The organism is Ruegeria lacuscaerulensis (assembly GCF_013034745.1).
In the GTDB taxonomy this organism is placed as follows: Bacteria; Pseudomonadota; Alphaproteobacteria; order Rhodobacterales; family Rhodobacteraceae; genus Ruegeria; species Ruegeria lacuscaerulensis_B.
This window is the reverse complement of sequence record NZ_WQGP01000004.1, coordinates 325,531-346,263: the sequence shown is the minus strand read 5'-3', so window position 1 is coordinate 346,263 and position 20,733 is coordinate 325,531. Positions and strand designations below refer to the sequence as shown.

At 58.8% G+C, this 20,733-nt stretch carries 25 protein-coding genes; 8 read left to right on the top strand and 17 right to left on the bottom strand.

All coding sequences use genetic code 11. The features are described 5' to 3' along the window. Positions 1–37 precede the first annotated feature (37 nt). From GOV79_RS10310 to GOV79_RS10295, 4 genes are read right to left on the bottom strand one after another with little or no spacing between them, the layout of a single operon-like run. Positions 38–643 carry a pyridoxamine 5'-phosphate oxidase family protein gene (locus GOV79_RS10310; protein ID WP_170785476.1) on the bottom strand — a complete coding sequence of 202 codons (606 nt, stop codon included), beginning with the start codon at positions 641–643 and terminating at the stop codon, positions 38–40. Next, on the bottom strand, positions 630–1,370 hold the full coding sequence (locus GOV79_RS10305; RefSeq protein WP_170789718.1) for a lysophospholipid acyltransferase family protein: 741 nt from the start codon (positions 1,368–1,370) through the stop codon (positions 630–632). Before GOV79_RS10305 ends, GOV79_RS10310 begins: the two co-directional genes overlap by 14 nt. Continuing rightward, a complete protein-coding gene (locus GOV79_RS10300) occupies positions 1,367–2,242 on the bottom strand; it encodes a cell division protein FtsX (protein ID WP_174819436.1) in 876 nt (291 codons plus the stop codon). The genes GOV79_RS10305 and GOV79_RS10300 overlap by 4 nt, the downstream gene beginning before the upstream one ends. A gap of 20 nt (positions 2,243–2,262) precedes the next feature. After that, positions 2,263–2,940 (bottom strand): cell division ATP-binding protein FtsE, encoded by a 678-nt coding sequence (locus tag GOV79_RS10295; RefSeq protein WP_170789818.1) that lies wholly within the window; start codon positions 2,938–2,940, stop codon positions 2,263–2,265. 183 nt (positions 2,941–3,123) lie between these two features. Between GOV79_RS10295 and GOV79_RS10290 the strand changes: the two genes are divergently transcribed. After that, positions 3,124–4,065 (top strand): zinc-ribbon domain-containing protein, encoded by a 942-nt coding sequence (locus GOV79_RS10290; RefSeq protein WP_170789717.1) that lies wholly within the window; start codon positions 3,124–3,126, stop codon positions 4,063–4,065. A 16-nt stretch (positions 4,066–4,081) separates the two neighbouring features. On the opposite strand, the gene GOV79_RS10285 is transcribed toward GOV79_RS10290, so the two are convergent. The 5 genes from GOV79_RS10285 to argH all read right to left on the bottom strand — a co-directional run bounded on the left by GOV79_RS10285 (position 4,082) and on the right by argH (position 9,787). Then, complete coding sequence (locus tag GOV79_RS10285; RefSeq protein WP_170789716.1) at positions 4,082–6,619, bottom strand: TIGR02302 family protein; 2,538 nt, start codon at positions 6,617–6,619, stop codon at positions 4,082–4,084. A gap of 40 nt (positions 6,620–6,659) precedes the next feature. Beyond that, the gene (gene lysA / locus GOV79_RS10280; protein ID WP_170789715.1) at positions 6,660–7,925 is read right to left on the bottom strand and encodes a diaminopimelate decarboxylase; all 1,266 of its coding nucleotides are present in this window, start codon (positions 7,923–7,925) and stop codon (positions 6,660–6,662) included. A 65-nt stretch (positions 7,926–7,990) separates the two neighbouring features. After that, positions 7,991–8,140 (bottom strand): hypothetical protein, encoded by a 150-nt coding sequence (locus tag GOV79_RS10275; protein ID WP_170772577.1) that lies wholly within the window; start codon positions 8,138–8,140, stop codon positions 7,991–7,993. 76 nt (positions 8,141–8,216) lie between these two features. Next, positions 8,217–8,399, bottom strand: coding sequence for an argininosuccinate lyase (locus tag GOV79_RS10270; RefSeq protein ID WP_170772579.1), 183 nt, complete (start codon positions 8,397–8,399; stop codon positions 8,217–8,219). Further along, positions 8,399–9,787, bottom strand: coding sequence for an argininosuccinate lyase (gene argH / locus GOV79_RS10265; RefSeq protein WP_170789714.1), 1,389 nt, complete (start codon positions 9,785–9,787; stop codon positions 8,399–8,401). Before argH ends, GOV79_RS10270 begins: the two co-directional genes overlap by 1 nt. A 21-nt stretch (positions 9,788–9,808) precedes the next feature. Here argH and GOV79_RS10260 point away from each other — a divergent pair, with 21 nt between their 5' ends. The 7 genes from GOV79_RS10260 to phbB all read left to right on the top strand — a co-directional run bounded on the left by GOV79_RS10260 (position 9,809) and on the right by phbB (position 15,330). Further along, positions 9,809–10,375 carry a TlpA disulfide reductase family protein gene (locus tag GOV79_RS10260; protein WP_170789713.1) on the top strand — a complete coding sequence of 189 codons (567 nt, stop codon included), beginning with the start codon at positions 9,809–9,811 and terminating at the stop codon, positions 10,373–10,375. Between the two features lie 132 nt (positions 10,376–10,507). Further along, positions 10,508–10,894, top strand: coding sequence for a hypothetical protein (locus GOV79_RS10255; protein WP_170789712.1), 387 nt, complete (start codon positions 10,508–10,510; stop codon positions 10,892–10,894). Further along, a complete protein-coding gene (locus tag GOV79_RS10250; protein ID WP_170789711.1) occupies positions 10,891–11,862 on the top strand; it encodes a sterol desaturase family protein in 972 nt (323 codons plus the stop codon). Before GOV79_RS10255 ends, GOV79_RS10250 begins: the two co-directional genes overlap by 4 nt. Positions 11,863–11,953: 91 nt before the next feature. Further along, on the top strand, positions 11,954–12,142 hold the full coding sequence (locus tag GOV79_RS10245) for a hypothetical protein (protein ID WP_170784944.1): 189 nt from the start codon (positions 11,954–11,956) through the stop codon (positions 12,140–12,142). Positions 12,143–12,229: 87 nt separating this feature from the next. After that, entirely contained in the window at positions 12,230–13,063 is an 834-nt protein-coding gene (locus GOV79_RS10240; RefSeq protein ID WP_170789710.1) for an EAL domain-containing protein, read from the top strand. Between the two features lie 183 nt (positions 13,064–13,246). Next, positions 13,247–14,422 carry an acetyl-CoA C-acetyltransferase gene (locus GOV79_RS10235; RefSeq protein WP_170772589.1) on the top strand — a complete coding sequence of 392 codons (1,176 nt, stop codon included), beginning with the start codon at positions 13,247–13,249 and terminating at the stop codon, positions 14,420–14,422. Positions 14,423–14,607: 185 nt separating this feature from the next. Beyond that, positions 14,608–15,330, top strand: a complete 723-nt coding sequence (gene phbB, locus GOV79_RS10230; RefSeq protein WP_170789709.1) for an acetoacetyl-CoA reductase — start codon at positions 14,608–14,610, stop codon at positions 15,328–15,330. Positions 15,331–15,462: 132 nt separating this feature from the next. On the opposite strand, the gene GOV79_RS10225 is transcribed toward phbB, so the two are convergent. The 8 genes from GOV79_RS10225 to GOV79_RS10190 form a co-directional block, all read right to left on the bottom strand. After that, positions 15,463–15,717, bottom strand: a complete 255-nt coding sequence (locus tag GOV79_RS10225) for a hypothetical protein (protein ID WP_170789708.1) — start codon at positions 15,715–15,717, stop codon at positions 15,463–15,465. Between the two features lie 216 nt (positions 15,718–15,933). Further along, positions 15,934–16,287, bottom strand: a complete 354-nt coding sequence (locus GOV79_RS10220; RefSeq protein WP_170789707.1) for a hypothetical protein — start codon at positions 16,285–16,287, stop codon at positions 15,934–15,936. Between the two features lie 116 nt (positions 16,288–16,403). Then, positions 16,404–16,595 carry a hypothetical protein gene (locus GOV79_RS10215; protein WP_170789706.1) on the bottom strand — a complete coding sequence of 64 codons (192 nt, stop codon included), beginning with the start codon at positions 16,593–16,595 and terminating at the stop codon, positions 16,404–16,406. Positions 16,596–16,630: 35 nt separating this feature from the next. Further along, positions 16,631–17,125: a helix-turn-helix domain-containing protein gene (locus GOV79_RS10210; protein WP_170789705.1), complete on the bottom strand. Its 495-nt coding sequence runs from the start codon at positions 17,123–17,125 to the stop codon at positions 16,631–16,633. Between the two features lie 838 nt (positions 17,126–17,963). Beyond that, positions 17,964–18,620 carry a hypothetical protein gene (locus GOV79_RS10205; RefSeq protein WP_170789704.1) on the bottom strand — a complete coding sequence of 219 codons (657 nt, stop codon included), beginning with the start codon at positions 18,618–18,620 and terminating at the stop codon, positions 17,964–17,966. Next, positions 18,613–19,245 (bottom strand): hypothetical protein, encoded by a 633-nt coding sequence (locus tag GOV79_RS10200; RefSeq protein WP_170789703.1) that lies wholly within the window; start codon positions 19,243–19,245, stop codon positions 18,613–18,615. Before GOV79_RS10200 ends, GOV79_RS10205 begins: the two co-directional genes overlap by 8 nt. Beyond that, positions 19,242–19,631: a hypothetical protein gene (locus GOV79_RS10195; protein WP_170789702.1), complete on the bottom strand. Its 390-nt coding sequence runs from the start codon at positions 19,629–19,631 to the stop codon at positions 19,242–19,244. Before GOV79_RS10195 ends, GOV79_RS10200 begins: the two co-directional genes overlap by 4 nt. After that, complete coding sequence (locus GOV79_RS10190) at positions 19,628–20,425, bottom strand: hypothetical protein (protein ID WP_170789701.1); 798 nt, start codon at positions 20,423–20,425, stop codon at positions 19,628–19,630. Before GOV79_RS10190 ends, GOV79_RS10195 begins: the two co-directional genes overlap by 4 nt. Positions 20,426–20,733 lie beyond the last annotated feature (308 nt).

The following is a 20,733-nucleotide window of genomic DNA, read 5'->3' as shown; positions in this document are numbered from 1 at the left end:
CACCCGTGTGGCGATACCGTGAAATATTGTGGGCTGATCACCACATCGTTTTCTCGGCGCGCGCGCCCCATTCGGCGTCATAGCGCGCGCCGCCTTCGTCTCCGTTCGAAGCTTCGGCCAGGATCTCCCCCATCGTCGGAAGGGTGGCGCTTTCGTCACCACTGCGCCAAGTACGGGCCCGCATCAACGCACGGGCGCATTGGGTGTAGACCTCAGCGATGTCGATAACGATCACCGTGGCGGGGTGCTTGCCCTTTTTGTCAAACCGGGCGGTCAAGCAGGGATCCGCAGTCACGCGGGCCGTTCCGTTCACGCGCACCACGTTGTTGGAACCGGGCACTATGAACATCAGCGCCACGCGCGGGTCACGGACGATATTACGCAGGCTGTCCAACCGGTTGTTTCCACGCCAATCCGGCAGGGCAAGTGTCCTGTCGTCCAGCTCCAGAACCACCGGACCATCGTCGCCACGCGGGCTGCCATCCACACCTTCCGGCCCAACCGTGCTGAGGATGCACAGCCGCGAAGCCATGATCCATTGCCGGTAAAGCGGAGTCAGACGAGGCGCAACTTTGCGCAAAGATGGTGCCGCTGGCGTGCCATAGAGTGCCTCGAGCGTTTCGATATCGTCAATGTACTGCATCCAGGTCAAACCCCACTTCCTGCATCAACGCGTTCGAGCGCGTCTCGATCACCTCTTCTAGGCGGGCCAGAAACGGATCGCGGTCAACGCCGGGCTCGATCTGGTCAAGGAAATCGACGATCGCAAGGCCCGGCTTGCGCATAATGCCCGTGCGGGGCCAGAAGACACCCGCATTGGTCGCCACAGGAATGCACGGAAAGTTAAGCCCCTCATACAGCACGGCGGTTCCAACCTTATAGGGTTTGCGCGCGCCGGGCGCGACGCGCGTTCCTTGCGGGTAGATCACCAACTGGCCGGGTTCGGAAAACTCTTTGGCCACATCCTTGACCATCTTGGCCACCGCCGCGCCACGCTTGCCACGATCCACCGGGATACAGCCCAGCCGACGCGCATATATCCCGATGATCGGTGTCCACATAAGCTCGCGTTTCATGATGAACTTGGCCTGCGGCATGGCATTGAAGATCATCATAATATCAAGAAACGACTGGTGTTTTGCCCCAACAACCACTTCATCAACCGGTGGCGTGCCACGCACTTCACAGCGGATACCGACCATCCAGCCAGCCAGCCACATGGTGCTGCGCGCATAGGTCTTGCACGCCCGTCGCGCACCTTGTTTGGCAAAGATTGCATAGGGGGCGAACACGATCCCAAGAATCAGCATCCACACATAGATCACGATCATGAAGATCAGTGACCGAACCCATTGAACTGCCGCCATCACGAAAGCTCCTTCAATTTGCGCGTTGCCGCCGTCCAGGTCGCCAGAAAAGCCACGGCTGCACCGAGGATCGGGATCAGCGCCGGCAACAACCAGCCCAAACCGCGAAATCCCAGACCGGTCAGAAACCCTCCCTCATCCGAGGCTTCGGGCAATAGCAAGACCCCGATCATACCGAACAGAACACCGACCACAGCCCCAAAGAAAGCGCGATAGGTGAAACGGCGCACAAAAGCATGAGCGATGAACCGGTCGCGGGCACCGACAAGCCGCAGAACCTCGATAATCTGGGCATTGGCCGCAAGCGACGCATTAGCCGCCAGAGTAATCATTGCCGCCGTTGCCCCTCCGATCAGCAGGATCGAGATCCAACCCAAACGCCGCAGTGACATGGCCGCATCGACCAGCGGTGCGCGCCAGCGGGTGTGGTCGTCCAGAACGGCGCCCGGTGCCTCGGCCCCCAGACGCAGGCGCAGACCGGCCACATCCATGCCGGGCTCGCCCTCGATAATCTCGATCAATTGCGGTACGGGCAGCGTGTCCAGTGGCAGGTCGGACCCGAACCAGGGGGACAACAACGCGATCTGTTCCTCGGCAGTCAACGCGCGCGCCGAAGCCACACCCGGTGTTTGTGACAACACATCCAACGCGGCCTTAGTCTGGGCCGCCATCTGATCTGCCGGGGCATTGATACGCAGGGTGGCCGCACCAGCCAGTTCCGTGGCCCATCGTTCGGCCAATCGGTCAGATGCAAGCGACAGTGCCAGTGCAAACACCGCCAGAAAGGCCATCGCGCCGGACACGAACAGGGTCAGATGCGCCGTATACCCGGTCGGGGGCACCACCCGGTCGGCCCTGCTATCGGGCAACAGCATGTTGCGAAGACTGTCTTGCGTCACAGATCAGCCCCCGCCAGTTGCACGTTGCGTTGCGAAATCCGCAGAACCCGTGCCTGCACCTGGCTTTTGGCCGCCCGGATCAGGCTAAGATCATGGGTCGCGATCAGCACAGTTTTACCCATCTTGTTCAACTCGACCAGCAGCCGCAACAGGCGCTGCGACATGTCCCAATCGACATTTCCGGTGGGTTCGTCGGCCAGAACCACATCTGGCGACAGGATAACCGCCCGTGCCAGGGCGGCGCGTTGCCGTTCGCCGCCGGACAGCTCAGGGGGCAATGCATCCTGCCGTGCGCCCAGCCCGACCCAGTTCAGCAACTCGTCCATATCCTCTTTCTGCGCGTTTTCACCTTTGCCGGACACCATCAGTGGCAGAGCAATGTTTTCCGCCAATGTCAGGTGATCCAGAAACCGGCAATCTTGGTGGACGACCCCAATCCGCCTCCGTAACAGAGCCATCTGATCCCGATCCAATTCCGCAACATTCTGATCGCAGGCAGCCAACCGTCCCGAAGTTGGCAACAATGCGCCATAGCAGAGCTTTAGTAACGTGGTTTTGCCCGCGCCAGACGGGCCGGTCAGAAAGTGGAAGGACCCCGGTTGCAGATGCAGGGACACATCGCTCAGCAATGCGTCACCACCATAGGTATAGCTGACATTTTCCAGCTCGATCACAGGGGCCCCCAGGTTGTTCACCGCCCTTCTTGCCGGAGCGCGGTTTATGTTTCAATCTCTGCACCGGGTCGAATTGGCGACACTTGTCGTGTGAAACCGAAAACACCCTTTGCGGTCAGGTCTTAACGGAATATCATTCCTGAAAAAACTATTATCGGGCCAATATTGTGGCCAGGAGGCAGTATGCGTCTTACATGTCCGAATTGCAGTGCCCAGTATGAGGTTCCGGACGAGGTGATCCCGGCAGAAGGCCGCGATGTGCAATGTTCGAACTGCGAAAAGACCTGGTTTCAGGCCAAGACCACCGCACCCGAACCTGACCCGGTTGTACCCGAGGTAGAGGCAAGCGAACAAGCGCCCGAGCCTCAACCGGCTTCGCGACCCGCGCCGCAGCCAGAACCCGAGCCGCAGTCTGCACAACAACCTGCGCCGCAACCAGAACCCGAGCCGCAGCCTGCACAACAACCTGCGCCGCAGCCGGAGCCCGAGGCAGCGCCACCACAGCCAGAACCAAAGCCCGCGCCGCCGCCTCAGCCGGAACCGGAACCCCAACCCACACCTCAGGCGGCGCCCGTACCTGCGGATACCCCCACAGGCAGCCATGTCGACCCATCGGTCTCCAGCATCCTCAAAGAAGAGGCCGCGCGCGAGGCCGATCTGCGGGCGCAAGAGGCAGAAAGCCTTGAAACGCAGACCGATCTGGCCCTGACCCCGCCAGAACCCAAACCTACGCCGGAGCCTGAACCTGAACCCGATCCGGAGCAGGCGATCCGCGAACTGACCGCCACCGAGGCCGCCAAAGACCCTGCGAAAAAAGAAGATTTGCCGGACGTGGAGGCCATAAATTCAAGTCTGCGCAGCGACGAACCTGTTGCGAAAAAGAAGCCCAAGAAAAAGAAGAAAGAACAGGTTCAGCCATTGCCCCGCAAGGCCCCCAGCGGCGGGTTCCGCCGGGGATTCCTGCTGATGGTCGTCATTGGCGTGATCCTGTTTCTGATCTACGGCAACGCGCAACAGATTTCCGAAGCTGTCCCTCAAGCCGATCCGGTGCTGGACAGCTATGTCTCGTTAGTTGATCAGGCGCGGCTGTGGCTACAAGCGCAGACCAGTTCAGGCGCGCAGTAAATCAGACCTTGAGAAATCAGAACCGTTCGAGCAGACGTTTGAGGTATTCAAGCTCAAGCTGCGGGCGGTCTGATTCACCGGTCCGGCGGCGGATTTCATCCAGAAGCTCGCGCGCGCGGCGATAGACGTCCTCGCCTTGAAGCATGCCTTCATCGGTCGAGATTGACCCAGACGACCCCGGACTGCGCCCCAGCGGATCGCGGTTATTGGCCTGCATATCACCGTCCTGCGTGCCTTGACCCGGTTGGTTCTGCTGGTTTTGCGCCAATGCCTCGCCCAATGAGCGCATCCCTTCGCGCAGCGCCTCCATCGCCTCGGATTGACGGTCAATCGCCTCGGCCAGATCATCGCCGCGCAGGGCCTGTTCTGCATCATCCATGGCACGACCCGCGCGGTCCAATGCGTCACGTGCGGCATCCCCTTCGGGCGTTCCGCCACCCGGCAGGTTCTGCTGTTGGCGGCCTAATTCATCGCGCAGAGCCTGTTGACGGTCCGCCAGCGATCCCTGACCCTGCTGGCCCTCGCCCGCCTGATCCGAGCCCTGACCCTGGCCGCCTTGCCCTTCATGGCTTTCGCCGCGCCCCTGACCACCGTTGCGGCCTTCATTGCCTTGGTTTTCACCAGCCTGCGCGCCCGGATTGAACTGTTCCTGCAAATCCCGGAACGCCTGATCGCTTAGTCCCTGCTGTTCGCGCAGCGTCTCGGCCAGTCCTTCCATGGCCTGTTGGCCTTCAGATTGTTGGCCCTGACCCTGTCCTTGGGTGACGCGCATGTTTTCCATCATCTGCTGGAATTCCTCCAGCGCCTGTTGGGCTTCGGCCATCCGGCCCTGTTCCATCAGCTCCTGAATACGGTCCATCATGCGTTGCAGGTCGTCCTGCGTCATCTGCATGCTTTCGCCATTCTGGCCGGACTGACGCTCTTCGCTGTCCCCTTCCTGTGCAAGGCGCTGAAGCTGACGCATGTACTCGTCCGTGGCCTCGCGCAGCTCTTGCATCAACTCCGCGATTTCCTCATCTGTCGCACCATTCTGCATCGCTTCGGTCAGGCGTTCTTGCGCGCGCCGCATCCGTTCCAGCGCATCGGCCAGCGTTCCATCTTCGATCTGCACTGCCAGATCCCAAAGGGCCTGCGCAATCTCGGCCTGCTGCTGAGGTTTCAGACCGTATTCATTGAAGGTCTCAAGCCGCCGCAATGTCACGCGCAGCCGCAAGTATGCGGTATCCGAGCGGAAGAAGCCTTCAGGAAGGTGCGACACCGCGCGCAACAGCTGGGAGACTCGCGTTGCGTTGTCCCGCGTCCAAAGCAGATCGCGACGTTGTTCGATGATTGCCGCCGCCAGCGGGTCAAAGAACCTGCGCGCGGGCAAAGCGGTCATGTAGGGCTCAGACTGCGTTTCCTGATCAGCCGCATCGCGCGCGGTCAGGGTAATCTTGACCGGCAGATGCGCCCAAGGGTGCTCCGAGAAGTCCTCGATCAGGTCTTCGATGAAATCAGACCGGTCGCCGGTGATCGGCATCGGTAGCTCCACCGCAATCGCCTCGCGCGGTTCGGGTTCAAGCGTCAGGCCATAGCGGCGATCGACCGAGGCCAGATCAAGTTCAATCAGGGCCGAGCCGGATTCGACCCCATAATCATCCCCCGCTGCGAAAGGCAGCTTCATCCGCCCACCCGCCTCGGACTCGGCGATATCTGCCACCGCGATATGGGGCGGTGCGTCTGCGATGATATCCAGCGCCCAATCCCGGCCCGAGGGGCCGTCGATTTTCAGAACACCCGATTTATCGACAACGATTTCTTGTTCCGGATCGGTCGCGCCTTCGGTGCCCAGAGGCGTGGTGGTTTCAGTCAGGCTATGCGCGCCGACTTCTCCGTAAAACCGCAAAGTAATTCGGCTTCCCTGAGGAATCGACAAGGTCGGGTCGGACTGATCGGCCAGATACAATGTCGGCAGACCGGTATAACGCGGAGGCTCGACCCAGCCTTCCCAACTCGGCCCCTGTCCTGCGACAGCGGCGCCGGGGGTCATCTCGGCCACCGTACCAATACGCCAAAACGACCCGAAGAGCGTTGCAATCACCAGCGCCAACAGGGCCGAATAGCGCAGGGCATAGGGATCACGATCCGCAAGCCGCAGGTTGGGCTTCACCGGCTCAGCCTGCGCGGCACGTGCGGCCATGCGGGATTGGTGCGCCTGCCACAACGCCACAGAATCTGCATCCATCGCACCAATGGCCTGATCATCCATCAGAGCCTGAATCGGTCGCCCTGGCAGCGTCTCATCCAACCGCATCAGCGCCTCGGCCCGGCTGGGGATATGGAATCGCCTTGCGCCAATGACCAGCGCGCCCAACAGACTCAGTAAAGCCAGTGCGCCGACGATCCAGACGGTTTCAACCCGTACGAAATCCTGCAATCCCAGCATCAAAGCCGCCAGAATCGCCATCAGGATCGAGAAAAACGGCCAGAAAGCCCGCCAGACCTGCTCGGCCAACATCCCTGCGTGGGTCAGCCACAGGGACAGTCTAGGGATCGGCAGGGTCTGTTTAGCCATTAAGGCGGGCCTCCGTCAGCAGGCCCGCGCGCCTATCGCGTCAGAGCCATTCGGGTATGGTATCGCGGTTTATGATTTCGTCAAAGCTCGGGCGTTCACGAATTACGGCGAATTGATCTTCGTGCACCAGAACCTCGGGGATCAATGGGCGCGTATTGTACTCACTGGCCATCACCGCACCATAGGCCCCGGCGCTGCGGAAGGCGACCAGTTCACCGGCTGCAAGCGGCGGCATGTTGCGCTGTTTGGCAAAGGTGTCGCCGGTTTCGCACACGGGGCCCACAATGTCATAGGGCTGCTGTTCCACGCCCGGCGCGGGCTCGGTCACGGCGACGATATCATGATGCGCCTCGTACATCGCAGGGCGGATCAGGTCGTTCATGGCCCCATCCAGGATCAGGAAATCGCGTCCCTCGCCCGATTTCACATAGATCACCTTACTGACCATCAAACCCGCATTGCCCGCGATCAGACGGCCCGGTTCGATTTCAATCTCGCAGCCCAGATGGCCCAGCGTTTTCTGGATCAAAGCTCCATATTCCACAGGTAGCGGCGGCGCGTCATTGGCACGTGTATAGGGAATGCCGAGACCGCCCCCCAGATCAAGGCGGCGGATATTATGGCCTTCGCTGCGAAGCTGCTCGGTCAGCTCGGCAACCTTGGTATAGGCCAGCTCGAACGGCTCAAGATTGGTCAGTTGTGAGCCGATATGAACGTCGATGCCAATCACATCCAGTCCCGGCAGGGTGGTGGCATGGGCATACACCTCGGACGCGCGCGCGATTGGGATGCCGAATTTGTTTTCCGACTTGCCGGTAGCGATCTTGGCGTGGGTTTTCGCGTCTACATCCGGGTTCACCCGCACGGTGATCGGCGCAATCACGCCCAAGTCCAGTGCAACCGCGTTGATCACCTCCATCTCAGGTTCGGATTCCACGTTGAACTGGCGGATGCCGCCGGCAAGCGCAGTGCGGATTTCGTCCGCTGTCTTGCCAACGCCCGAGAATACGATCTTTTCGCCAGGCACGCCCGCGGCCTTTGCCCGCAGGTATTCCCCGCCCGAAACCACGTCCATCCCCGCGCCCGCCTGCGCCAACGTCTTCAGAATCGCCTGATTGCTGGCCGCCTTCATCGCGTAGCAGACAAGGTGATCCATCCCGTCCAGCGCGTCATCGAACAGCTTGAAATGCCGCAGCAAGGTCGCCGTCGAATAGACATAGAACGGGGTTCCGACCGCGGCTGCGATCTCGGAGATTGGGACATCCTCGGCGTAAAGCGCGCCGTCGCGGTAGAGAAAGTGATCCATACAAGCGCGCTTAGACCAAAAGAGGTCTGCGGATCAATGGATTCCGTGCACGGCGGCGCGGGCCGTTACTTGCGAACGCCGACCCCGACCCGACCATAGCCTGAAATCGAAATGCCAGACCCGCTGGTTTGCGCTTCAGGCTCGGGGCGCGGTGTGTAGGACGGATCACAGGCGGCCAGGAAGAGAACGGGCAGAAACAGTGCGATGAATTTCATATTTGTCTCATGTATTTCGATCCAGTCCTTCAGATCGGGTCAGGTTCGAAAGTTCAGAATTTGAATTGACGATCAGTTACAGCCCCAAGAACACGCCCAGACCGCCTTTACGCAACCCGACACCAACGCCGCCATAGGTGCCGCTGCTGCCGACGCCGATATTGGCACTCATGGTGGGTTGGATCGGCTCGCCGTCCGCACCGCACCCGGCCAGTACCGCACCAGCCGAGACCAAAAGCACCACACGTAAAATCCGCATCACACCAGCGCCTTCCACCGCTTGATCTGGGCACGCACCTGATCGGGTGCCGTGCCGCCAAAGGATTGACGCGAGTTTACCGAATTTTCGACCGTAAGGACAGAATAGACATCATCGGTGATATCAGCGTGAACCGATTGCATGTCCTCAAGGGTCAGATCAGGCAGGTCGCAGCCCTTGGCTTCGGCCATGGCAACAAGCGATCCGGTGACGTGATGCGCATCGCGGAACGGCAGGCCCAGCACCCGTACCAGCCAGTCAGCCAGATCGGTCGCCGTCGAGAAACCTGACCCTGCCGCAGCCGCCAAACTGTCGCGGTTGGCGGTCATGTCCTTGACCATGCCCTCCATCGCGGCCAGCGCCAGCATCCAGTTGTCGGCGGCGTCAAAGACTTGTTCCTTGTCTTCCTGCATGTCCTTGGAATAGGCCAGCGGCAAGCCCTTCATCACCATCATCAGCGCGGTGTTCGCGCCGTAGATCCGGCCGACCTTGGCGCGGATCAGTTCGGCAGCGTCGGGGTTTTTCTTCTGCGGCATAATTGAAGAGCCGGTCGAGAACCGATCCGACAGCGTCACAAACCGGAACTGGGCCGACGACCAGATCACCAGCTCTTCTGCGAAGCGCGACAAGTGGACCGCGCAGATCGAGGCCGTCGACAGGAATTCCAGCGCAAAATCCCGGTCGCTGACTGCATCCAACGAGTTTGCGGCGGGACGGTCAAAGCCCAATGCCTCAGCCGTCATCTGGCGGTCGATCGGGAAAGATGTGCCTGCCAGCGCCGCCGCACCCAGTGGGGATTCGTTCATCCGGGCGCGCGCGTCGCGGACGCGGGACAGATCGCGGCCAAACATCTCGACATAGGCCATCATGTGATGACCCCATGTGACGGGCTGCGCCGTTTGTAAGTGGGTGAAACCGGGCATGACCCAATCGGCCCCAGCCTCGGCCTGTGTCAACAGCGCCCGGATCAGGGCCAGAAGGCCGGTTTCCGCAGCATCGAACTGATCACGCACCCACAGTTTGAAATCGGTCGCGACTTGGTCGTTGCGGCTGCGCCCGGTGTGCAGACGCCCCGCAGGTTCTCCGATGACTTCTTTCAGGCGCGCCTCGACATTCATGTGAATATCTTCCAGCGCGGTCGAAAACTGAAACGAACCGGACTGGATTTCTGACAAGACTGTGAGCAGCCCTTCCCGAATAGCCTGCGCATCACTATCACTTATGACGCCTGTGGCCGCTAACATGGCGGCATGGGCGCGCGAGCCTACGATGTCCTGGGCTGCCATCCGCTGATCGAACCCGATCGAGGCATTGATTGCCTCCATGATCGCGTCTGGACCGGCGGCAAAGCGGCCGCCCCACATCTGGTTCGAGGATTGATCGGTCATGTAAGAAAACCCGGAGTTGATATGCGCCTATTTCGTCTGATCCCCCTTTATATGGCCCTTGCGCTGGGTGCAAATGCGGCTTTGGCCGCAGATATAGAAACTCTTAAGCCATTGCGCGAAGGCACGTTGAAACGGCTGATCCTGCACAAAGAGCCCAAGCCCAAGGCCACTGTTGAGTTTCAGTTGGAAGATGACGGCGGTACAGCGACACTGGCCGACTACAAAGGCAAATATGTTCTGGTGAACTTCTGGGCCACGTGGTGTGCGCCTTGCCGAAAGGAAATGCCCCAGATCGCTGAGCTTCAGGAAGAGTTCGGCGGCGACAAGTTCGAGGTTGTGACACTTGCCACTGGCCGTAACTCACCTGCCGGTATCAAGAAGTTCTTCGACGAAACCGGTATCGACAACTTGCCCCGCCATCAGGATCCCGGTTCGGCTGTGGCGCGGGAATTCGGCGTGATTGCCCTGCCGATTACTGTGATCCTTGATCCCAACGGAGACGAGATTGCCCGTCTGATCGGCGATGCCGAATGGAACTCGGACAGTGCCAAGGCGATTGTCGGCGCATTGGTGGGCGGCGAAAGCTGATCGCAGTCGACTTTAAAAATGCAGTAACCGGTCCGTGCCTCGCGGGCCGGTCGTTTTCTGCGAAAGGCTTACGCAACGCCACCTTTGACACTGCCGCAGCCGACTTGCACTCTGTCCTGCGGGAGGATGGTCATGCCGCTTGGAATATTGCTGGTTCTGGTGATCGGGGGGATCGCGGGGATCACCTTGATGATGCATCTTGCGGGCAAGTCTCGTGTCACGCAGCTAACCCCGGACGTCGCAAAAGCCGCTTGGTTGCGACATGTACCCGGCGACGAGGTTGTTGATGTAACAATCACCAATGACGGCCATACGGCTTTGATCCGCACACCTGCGGGCAACGGTCTTGTTTGGTCTTTCGGCGCCGACACGGTCGCGCGACACCTTCAGGATTTCGATTGGCTGGACCACCCCAAAGGGTTCGAGGTCCGCTTTCACGACTTCGGCACGCCCCGCGTCCTGATCCACCTCGATGACACCGAGCGCCAGCACTGGCACAACCAGATGGAGCCCGCATGACCGACCAAGTCACCTTTCCGGATGCCGTTCAGTGGGCCGTCCCCTTTTTCATCGCTGCGATTCTGGCCGAGTTTCTTTGGATAGCCGTCAAAGGCAAAGGTGGCCGGTACGAGACACGCGATGCTGTAACCTCGTTGATCATGGGCGCGGGGAATATCGCTTCGGGCCTGCTGCTGGGGTTCATCGCCTATGCGTTCTTCATGTGGCTGTGGCAGATCACTCCGTTGGATCTGGGCACCTCGATCGCCGTCATCGTCCTGTGTTTTGTGTTGGATGACCTGCGGTATTACTGGGTGCATCGGTTCGGCCATCGCATCCGCTGGGTCTGGGCCAGCCATGTGAACCACCACAGCTCGCAGCATTACAACCTGACGACCGCGCTGCGACAGACCTGGACCTATACCTTCACTTTCATGATGGTCGTGCGCGCACCCTTGATATTGTTGGGGTTCCACCCGGCCATGGTTCTGTTCGTGGGCGGTCTGAACCTGATCTATCAGTTCTGGATCCACACCGAAGCCATCGGCAAGATGCCCCGGTGGTTCGAGGCGGTGATGAACACCCCCAGCCACCACCGCGCCCATCATGGCCGCAATGCGCGCTACTTAGACTGCAACTATGCCGGTGTCTTTATCATCTGGGACAAGATGTTCGGGACCTTCGTCCCCGAGCAGGAGGATGACCGCGTAGATTTCGGACTGGTCCACAATATCGGCACATTCAATCCGTTGCGCGTGGCGTTTCACGAATGGGTCGGGATCTGGCGCGATGCCTCGCAACCGGGCCTGACCCTACGCCAGCGTCTGGCCTATTGCTTTGCCCCACCGGGGTATAGCCACGATGGAAGCCGGGACAACTCCCAACAGATCAAAGCCAAGCACATCGCCCTGCACCCCGAAGATCGCGGAACGCCCGGATTCGAGCATTTCCGGGCCGACCTGCCCAAATCGCAGGCAGAACAGGCTTAAATCCGCCGATCCACACGGTTTCGTTTCTTGAATACCGATCCGAGCGTTCCATATCACATTGATACGCAGCCGCTTAACCCGGAGATCTGATATGACCCGCATCACGACCCTTTCGACCTTTCTGGGATTGGCGGGTCTGGTCGTGGCCATGTTGTCCGCGCTCAGCGGCGGTGCAGCGCCTCTTATCGCGTTTGGTTTCATTATGATGGCTCTGGGATTTGCAGGCGCAGTCATCGGGGCGGCGATTACGGTCGGTCGTGCCTGGGAGGTTGCCCGTTAGTCGGCAATCGCACCCTCATTAACCTCAAATTCACAGGTTTCGTCTGAAATCCAACCTTGACCTAAAGCGACAAAAGGCAAGGCAATCATGGCGGACAAACACCTGGCAGATTTGCCCGAAGGGTCGGACAGCCCTTTGGATGCGGCTGTGACATCGCGCGATGCCTCAACGGTTCAAATGGCCTCGGACGCCGTGAAGCACAGACAATGCAAGCTGGCCTTTCAGCCGGTGATGCAGGCCAACGCGCCGCACGGCGTCGCCTTCTACGAAGGGTTCATCCGGGTACTGGACGAAACCGGCCGGGTAATTCCCGCGCGAGATTTCATGCCACAGTTGGAAAACACGCCTATCGGTCGGGAACTGGACTGTATTGCCTTAGAGATGGGGTTGCGCACACTGGCCCGACACCCCGATATCCGCCTGTCCATCAACATGTCCGCGCGCTCGATCGGCTTCGCGCGATGGTCCCGCATGCTGGAGCGGTTCTTGAAGAAAGACACCAGCATCGGCGACCGCCTGATCCTTGAGATTTCGGAAAGCTCGGCGATGACCCTGCCCGATCTGGTGATGGATTTCATGGATCGGATGCAACCGCGCGGTATTGCCTTTGCGCTGGACGACTTCGGCGCCAGCAATTTCAGTTTCCGCCATTTCCGAGAGTTTCTGTTCGATGCCGCCAAGATCGACGGCCAGTTCGTACGCGGCATTGCCGCCAACCGGGACAATCAGGCCCTGGTCCGCGCCCTGATCGCCGTCGCCCGCGAATTTGAGATTCTTGTCACTGCCGAATCGGTCGAAAGGAAAGAAGACGCAGAGTTTCTTGTCGCAAATGGCGTCGATTGCCTTCAGGGTTTCTTGTTCGGCGCACCCAGCGTATCGGCGCCATGGACAGCAAAGAACATTGAACAATCAGCGGGTTGACCCGCGCGGCATTACCCAACTTCGGCCTGAGACAAGCTGACCGTTGCTGCATGTGCAGCATTGCGCTATTCCATGGACAGTTGGAGCGGGGGATCATGAGGCGCTCTGAACCGATAAGGGCCTTTCCCTATCGCCTGCGCCGTCACGTTTCCCACAGAACCTTGACGGTAAAGGATTGTCTTAATGACCAACGTAGTAATCGCATCCGCAGCACGCACAGGCGTCGGCAGTTTTGGTGGCTCGTTCGCAAACACACCCGCGCATGATTTGGGTACCGCCGTTCTCGAAGCCGTCGTCGAACGCGCTGGGATCGAAAAGGGTGAGGTCAGCGAGACCATCATGGGCCAGGTTCTGACTGCGGCACAGGGTCAGAACCCAGCGCGTCAGGCGCATATCAATGCGGGTCTTCCACAGGAAAGCGCGGCCTGGGGGATCAACCAAGTCTGCGGTTCGGGCCTGCGCGCGGTTGCACTGGGTGCGCAGCATATCCAACTGGGCGATGCGGAAATCGTCGCTGCTGGTGGTCAGGAAAACATGACCATGTCTCCTCACGCTGCCGCGCTGCGCGCCGGTCACAAGATGGGTGACATGAAATATATCGACACCATGATCCGCGATGGTTTGTGGGATGCGTTCAACGGCTACCACATGGGTCAGACAGCCGAGAACGTAGCCGAGAAATGGCAGATCAGCCGCGATATGCAGGATGAATTTGCCGTCGCCAGCCAAAACAAGGCCGAAGCCGCACAAAAAGCTGGTAAGTTCGCAGATGAGATCACGCCCTTCACCATCAAAACCCGCAAGGGCGACATCGTGATGGACAGCGACGAATATATCCGGCACGGCGCAACGATGGAGGCGATGGCCAAGCTGCGCCCCGCTTTCACCAAGGATGGCTCGGTCACGGCGGCCAACGCATCCGGCCTGAATGATGGCGCAGCGGCGACCCTGTTGATGTCGGCAGAAAACGCCGAGAAGCGTGGGATTGAACCTCTGGCCCGGATCGCCTCCTATGCGACGGCGGGCCTGGACCCGTCGATCATGGGCGTTGGCCCGATCTACGCCTCGCGCAAAGCGCTGGAAAAAGCGGGCTGGTCAGTCGACGACCTGGATTTGATTGAGGCCAACGAAGCCTTCGCTGCGCAAGCTTGCGCCGTGAACAAGGACATGGGTTGGGACCCGTCGATCGTAAACGTGAACGGAGGCGCAATTGCCATCGGCCACCCGATCGGCGCCTCGGGCTGCCGCGTTCTGAACACGCTTCTGTTCGAAATGAAACGCCGCGACGCGAAGAAAGGTCTGGCGACCCTTTGCATCGGCGGCGGCATGGGCGTCGCCCTCTGCGTGGAGCGCGACTAAGCTATTAAGCACTGAAAATAGAAAGGGCGCCCCGCAGGCGCCCTTTTTTGTTACATTGGGGCTGACCCAAAGATGCGACGATATTGCTCTATGGGTTTCGATGATTCTCGACGAAACAATATTGCGCAAGATCACCTATCAAAGTAACAGCATTACCAAGACGACTTAAATTGGAGGAAGCCTAAATGGCACGTACAGCACTCGTCACCGGCGGTTCCCGCGGCATCGGCGCAGCAATTTCCAAGGCGCTGAAAGCCGAAGGGTACAATGTTGCAGCCACCTATGCCGGAAACGACGAAGCGGCCGCAAAATTCACCGAGGAAACCGGCATCGCCACATACAAGTGGAACGTGGCTGATTATGACGAATCCAAAGCGGGTATCGAAAAGGTTGAGGCCGAGCTTGGCCCCATCGACATCGTGGTCGCCAACGCGGGCATCACCCGCGACGCTCCGTTCCACAAGATGACCCCGGAACAGTGGCATCAGGTGATCGACACCAACCTGACCGGCGTGTTCAACACCGTCCACCCCGTCTGGCCCGGCATGCGCGAGCGCAAGTTCGGCCGCATCATCGTCATCAGCTCGATCAATGGTCAGAAAGGTCAGTTCGCACAGGTGAACTATGCCGCGACCAAGGCCGGTGATCTGGGCATCGTGAAGTCGCTGGCACAGGAAGGCGCGCGGGCTGGTATCACCGCAAACGCCATCTGCCCCGGCTACATCGCAACCGAGATGGTCATGGCTGTGCCTGAAAAGGTACGCGAGTCGATCATCGGCCAAATCCCGACGGGACGTCTGGGTGAGCCCGAAGAAATCGCACGCTGCGTGGCCTTCCTGGCATCGGACGATTCGCAATTCATCAATGGCTCGACCATTTCGGCCAACGGTGCGCAGTTCTTCGTCTGATCCCAAATTCAGAATCAAAAAAGGGCTGGTCACTATGACCGGCCCTTTTTTATCCCGTAAGCAAGCTGCAAGCGAAACCCCTTGTAAACGCAGGGGGTTAGCTATTTTAACGGCGGGGAAACGGCGGGGAACCTACGTTTGAGCCGTCAGGCCTCGGTACTCAGCCAACAACGCAGCATAGATATCAATCTGACACTTGGTGCCGCGACGTTTGTTCACAATTCGGGCAACGTCCATAAGAAGTTCTGTGAAATCATCGACAGCGGCCTCATTGAGCACCACCCAGAATACTTCTTCGTTGTCTGAGTTTGTTATGTCCACAGTGATAGCACGCTTGTTGCGTGTCATCTCTAAATTCAAATTGTCGGTGTTGGGTATAACGGGCATAGCAGGCCTCCGTCAGTTTACCGGATTTTCCTGTATGCGTGAACGTCGAACTACGAACCGTGGAGGCTGGTATAACAGCCCGAAGGCGTAAGCGTCCACCCCGAACTCACCACAAGCGCGAGAGCGGTTGCTCCGGGGCTGAGAGGCCGTAAAAAACCCCGCTCCCTCAGTTAAGAGAGGCGGGGCAAAGTCAATGTGAGTGATTGGGCTGTCTTGTTAGGTCCAGCAACCCTTCTGTGCGCCAGCCGCTTGAATGGCGTCGTATTGACCCTTCATTTGCGACAACTGTGCGCTTTCGTCTTTGTCAGCGGCCATCAGGAACAGCGCAGGCCAGAACAGCACCAGCCCAACGCCCATTGCCACGGCGTCATTCTGCGCCTTCTTGTCCTGCTCACCGGCGAGATAGTTCACCTGCGCGACAATGCGCGCCTGTTCCAGCCTCAAGTCTTTGCAGCTTTCGCCGCTGTACAACGTGGTCGGCACGTAGGACGCAGTGACCTTTTCGGCCTTCTGGGCACATGCAGACGTCAACAGAGAACCCACTAACGCGGGTAAGATCAGTTTTTTCATTTCCGTAACTCCTAGCGGCCATATAGTCAGGCCGGGTCAAACTGACTTGTGAGATTTCGCCAGGAACTCAGTCAGTTGTCGGTTTGTTGGCCAATTTCCAAATTTGTGTCGGCACGTTACCGGGGCACATATTTGTAGGCAGGGTCGTCAGATTTGACGTTGCCCTGTGGGGGGTGCCCCGAACCACCAGAGGTGTTCCCGTTATTCTGGCGGCTCAAAAACACAATGCCGATAATCAGCAGGCCAAAGAGCAGCCCTGTCTGCACATACAACACCGTCAAAATGTTCTGAAATACGTAAAGATCCATCACTGTATTCTCCTATTTTCTAGACAGCGTTGCCCTCAGTTCACCGGTGAATAGAGCAAGAAGTCACCGTTCTCGCAATCGTCTACCCGGATTGACGTCGAAGCGTCGGGGTTGGCGATCAATTGGTTCCACAGTTCCAGTTTGACCACTTTCAGTGTTACCGACCCACCGACAATGGGCATTGAGGCAAACACAGCCCCCTTGCGGGAATACAGGTAGTTGGCCAGTTGCTTTTGGGTGCCAAAGGTGCGGGGTTCATCGTCCAGCGACATAAGGAAATCACACCCCTCATCGCTCAGGCTTTGAAGGGTCAGTTCTCCGCGTTCGCCGCCTTCGCCAGCAGCATCGACCAGTCCCTTCTTACTCAGCGAGGCCAGGATGCCTTTTACCGAACGTTTGGTCTTGCCGGTTGCTTCGGCCAATTCGTCAACGTCCGTGTAGGTTTGGCCCAAATCGCCTTTAACCATCTGCGCTTGGTTGATTGGGCAAATGGCGGTCAGGACGGTCATTTCATTGTCAGTCAGTCTCATATCTGTATCTCCTGTAAGTTGGGGTAATCAGTTACCCCAACGACGTCGAGATAAGGCGGAGACCCGGCAAGTAAACCCCCAAGTGCATGAATACACTTGATATTTTTAGGGTTTACGTTGGGTAACGTTGCTCATCCTGGGTGACAAGCCAATTACCGCCAATCTCGCGCTATACGCTGAGCACGGTGATGCACCTCTGCTATCTGGCCTTCGGCACGACCAGCGGGAAACGGTGTATATTCCAACCTCGCGAAATACTCCGGCACCGGCCCCGTCCGGCTCCACACCACAGACGGTGGGCCTATAACCCGGTCAAACTGGGCAACCCACAAGGCCGGAAGGTTAACCAGCGACAAGTCCACGACCGTTTGCGCGCCGTATTCAACCTACACGTGGCCCTCACTGAAACCACGACCCCTAGGACCAAAAACAATTCCCTCGGGTTCTCCACGCGGTACTATTACCGCAGCGCCCACGACCAACTTCGGCTCGTAACCCGCGTTCCGCAAAACCACTGCAGTGTGACCCGCCCAGTCTGCGCACCGTCCTAGCTTGCGGGAACTGCCCGGCTCCGCAGTCTCCAGAGCGTGGGTGACACGGTCAATCAGCGGCCCAAGCTTCACTACGGCGGTTCCACTCCAACGGCTGCGGTGGGCGTCCCTCTTTCCGGGCTATTTGCCTCCTAATATAGTCCGCCGCAACCAACAACCCGGCTGCGCGACACTCCCGTTCTCTCTCACCCAAAAACTCCGGGGTCAACTTCCGGTACTCCAGTCTCGTGGCCCGACTGTCCACCATAAGGCGTTGGTTCAAACCGAAGTGCATTCACCTAAACCCCTCAAACGTGCCTCCCACCTATCAACGGTGCCCGCATAGCTTCGGGGCCGTGGTCCTCTATCCGAGGCGTTTCGGTAAGCGTCTTCAAAATCTCGGCTATCTGGTCTGGCTCGTCTATAAAATACGGCAACACCCCAGCGATATTTCCGGCGTGTGGGTCCGCGAGGTATACCACGCGCAAGTGCTGGCAAATCAACGGCACCGGGCCGCTCTCAAGCTCGCCTTGTATAGTAACGCAGTGCTGGCCAATACGGTCCTTAAACCGCAAGGCCAAAGCCGTGTAAAACCTTCCGGCCTCCGCAATTTGGGGTGTTACCTTACCCCCCGCGTCCGCAAAGTCGTCTTCCGCAACACCGGCCTCAGCCCCCAACTGAAGGGCAAAAGAGCTAACCTGCAAAACCTTGGTTTCTGGCAAACGGAAATTCGGGTCACACACCAAACTAAACGCAGCCCCAGCTGTCAGAAATTCCGGGTGGTTTTCAATTTCAAGGTCACGCTCAGGCCCAGACTTTTGAATACTAAAAACCCGAACCTCACCAAAAGGACCACGCTCGTCCGTCCCGGCGCTAATTCTTGAAAACGCAGCCCCCAACCGGGCGGCGGAAATAGCATGACCGAGTTCGTGCGCAATCAACTTCAACGGCAAACGGTCAGGCAAGGCGGTTCTCCAGTTCTGTTACTAACGCTCTCGCGCTGTTTGCCTTGGTGCGTGGGTTGTAAAACTTCGGCTTAAGCTGCTGGGCAAGGTAGTCTTTTGCGCGGTCGTGGAACTCGTTACTAACCGCCCACGGCACAACGTCCCCTAGGTAAAGGGGCTGGGCGTTCTGCGCACACACCAAAACGGCCCCCCGCAACTTGTGGGCAAAATTCCGGAACAATTCCCGCCCCTTGTGGGCCTCCAGCAGTGCCGTGCCTATAACCACCCGCGCCGGGGCAAGCGGTGGACCGGCCCAACTTTCCGCAATTTCCACGTCCGTGTCGCTAAGGTCTCCGGCTTCCGTTAACGCTGCCGTGTCGCCCTTGCGCATAAGGCGCGTGGCCTCCTTAACGCCAACCCGCGCTATAGGCCCAAACGCACAAAGCTGTATTAGCTGGTCGTTAAGCTGCTGTATGCTTCTCTGTTCGTGTGGGTTGTGTAGGTGCGCGTAAAAGAACCCGCTCGTCGTCTTGGCCTCGAAAAACACCTCGGCTTCCGCGTATTGTGCCGGGGTCAACCCCAAAGCGTGCGCCCCTATAGCGGCGGCGACTGCGTGGTGCGTTTCGTGTAGTAAAACGTCGGTCACCACAAACCCTCCGCAAAGGCCGGAGGTTTACCCTCCACCACAACGGACTTGCGCGTCAAAATATCCTCACAGTGCCGGGTTATAGCGTTAAGGTGCTGCTTGGCTAAGGCGGCTGTCGCCCCTAGGACGAGGTTGCCGTCTAGCGCCGCAATTTGTGCGTCTAACTCTTCCCGTTGCGCAACAAGCTCCGCACGAAGCTGGTCAGTGGCAGCGTCAAGGTTGGCGTCAATTTCCTTGCGCTCTGCCTTCAGCAACCGCCCCACTGCTACGCCAGTGGCCTTGGCCAAAGTCTTGTCGCTCTGCGGCTGCGGAGGGTTCTGCTCCCGAATTTTCCGGGCGACCCAATCGCGCGCAGCCTTGTCTTCTTGCTTAGTCGTCGGTTTCACTTCCACGCCTCCTTAAGCCGGGACTTCGCGCGGTCTGCCGAAGCCTTGCGCTTGCGGTCACGGTCCTGCGTCTTGTGCCGGTTGGCGTGGGTAAGCTGCGTGGCAACGAGGGTCTTCACGTACCCGGCACGCTCTGTGCGCGGTATAGCGTCAAGGTCAGCTTCCACGTCCGGCGGTAACGGGAAGTGGTTGGTAATATAGCCGACACCCTTCGTCGTCCGCACCGTCAAAACCCCGTCTGGGCTAAACTCCTCTTTCGGGCGACCAACCTCCTTGTGGGCCGCACCCAAAAGCGTAAGCTGCCGCAAACGCGCGTCCAGTTTCTCTCGCTTGGCTGTTAGTTGTGCTTTCTGCGTCCTAAGCTCAAAAATTGTCTTACGCAGGGCCTTTGTCGCCTGCTCAAGTTCTTCCGGGGGTTCAAGTGTGGGGTCTTTAGCCGCTATAGCTTCAATGTACTGACGTGCGCAAACAGCCGCCTCAACCACAGGTCCGGTGCCCGTAACTTCGCCCCCCTCAAAAACCTTCTCTGCTGCCGCAAGTTGGGCAATTTCTTCCGCAACTGCCGCAATAAGGTCGTCAAGGGTTTTAAGCGTGTCGTGGGCCTCCGCCAGAAGCGTTAACACTCCGTCAAGGTCGTCCGCCTTCAAAACTTTCGGCTTGTGAGCCACAACGTAATCAGTTGCGGACTTCGCCAAAACGGAACCAATTTTTCGGGAGAGCGTAAACGTGAAACCGTTTCCAGTTTCCACTTTTGCGTCTGGTAGTTTGCGGACCAACACTGTCTTAACCTCCATCGCTAGGCGCAACCGCGCCGCAGAACCTAAAACCGGGACAAATACGTGGGCTTCGCCACAACCCTTTTCCGCAGTTTCGCAACCGGTCCCTCCGGCAAGCGATATAAAACCGGGCGGACCAAACCTTCCGGGTTTTTCTTGATAACAGCGGCGAGGGGGCGAACCAGTCGCCGCTAGGAAAAAACCGGTTCGCCGAGCCACCGAAGCAAAACGCCAGGAAGGCTCTACAACCTTAGCGTGTGGGACGGGCGCGCGTAAAGCCCCCTTAAGTCTAAGATTTTATTATAAAAATTTACGTTATGGGGGTT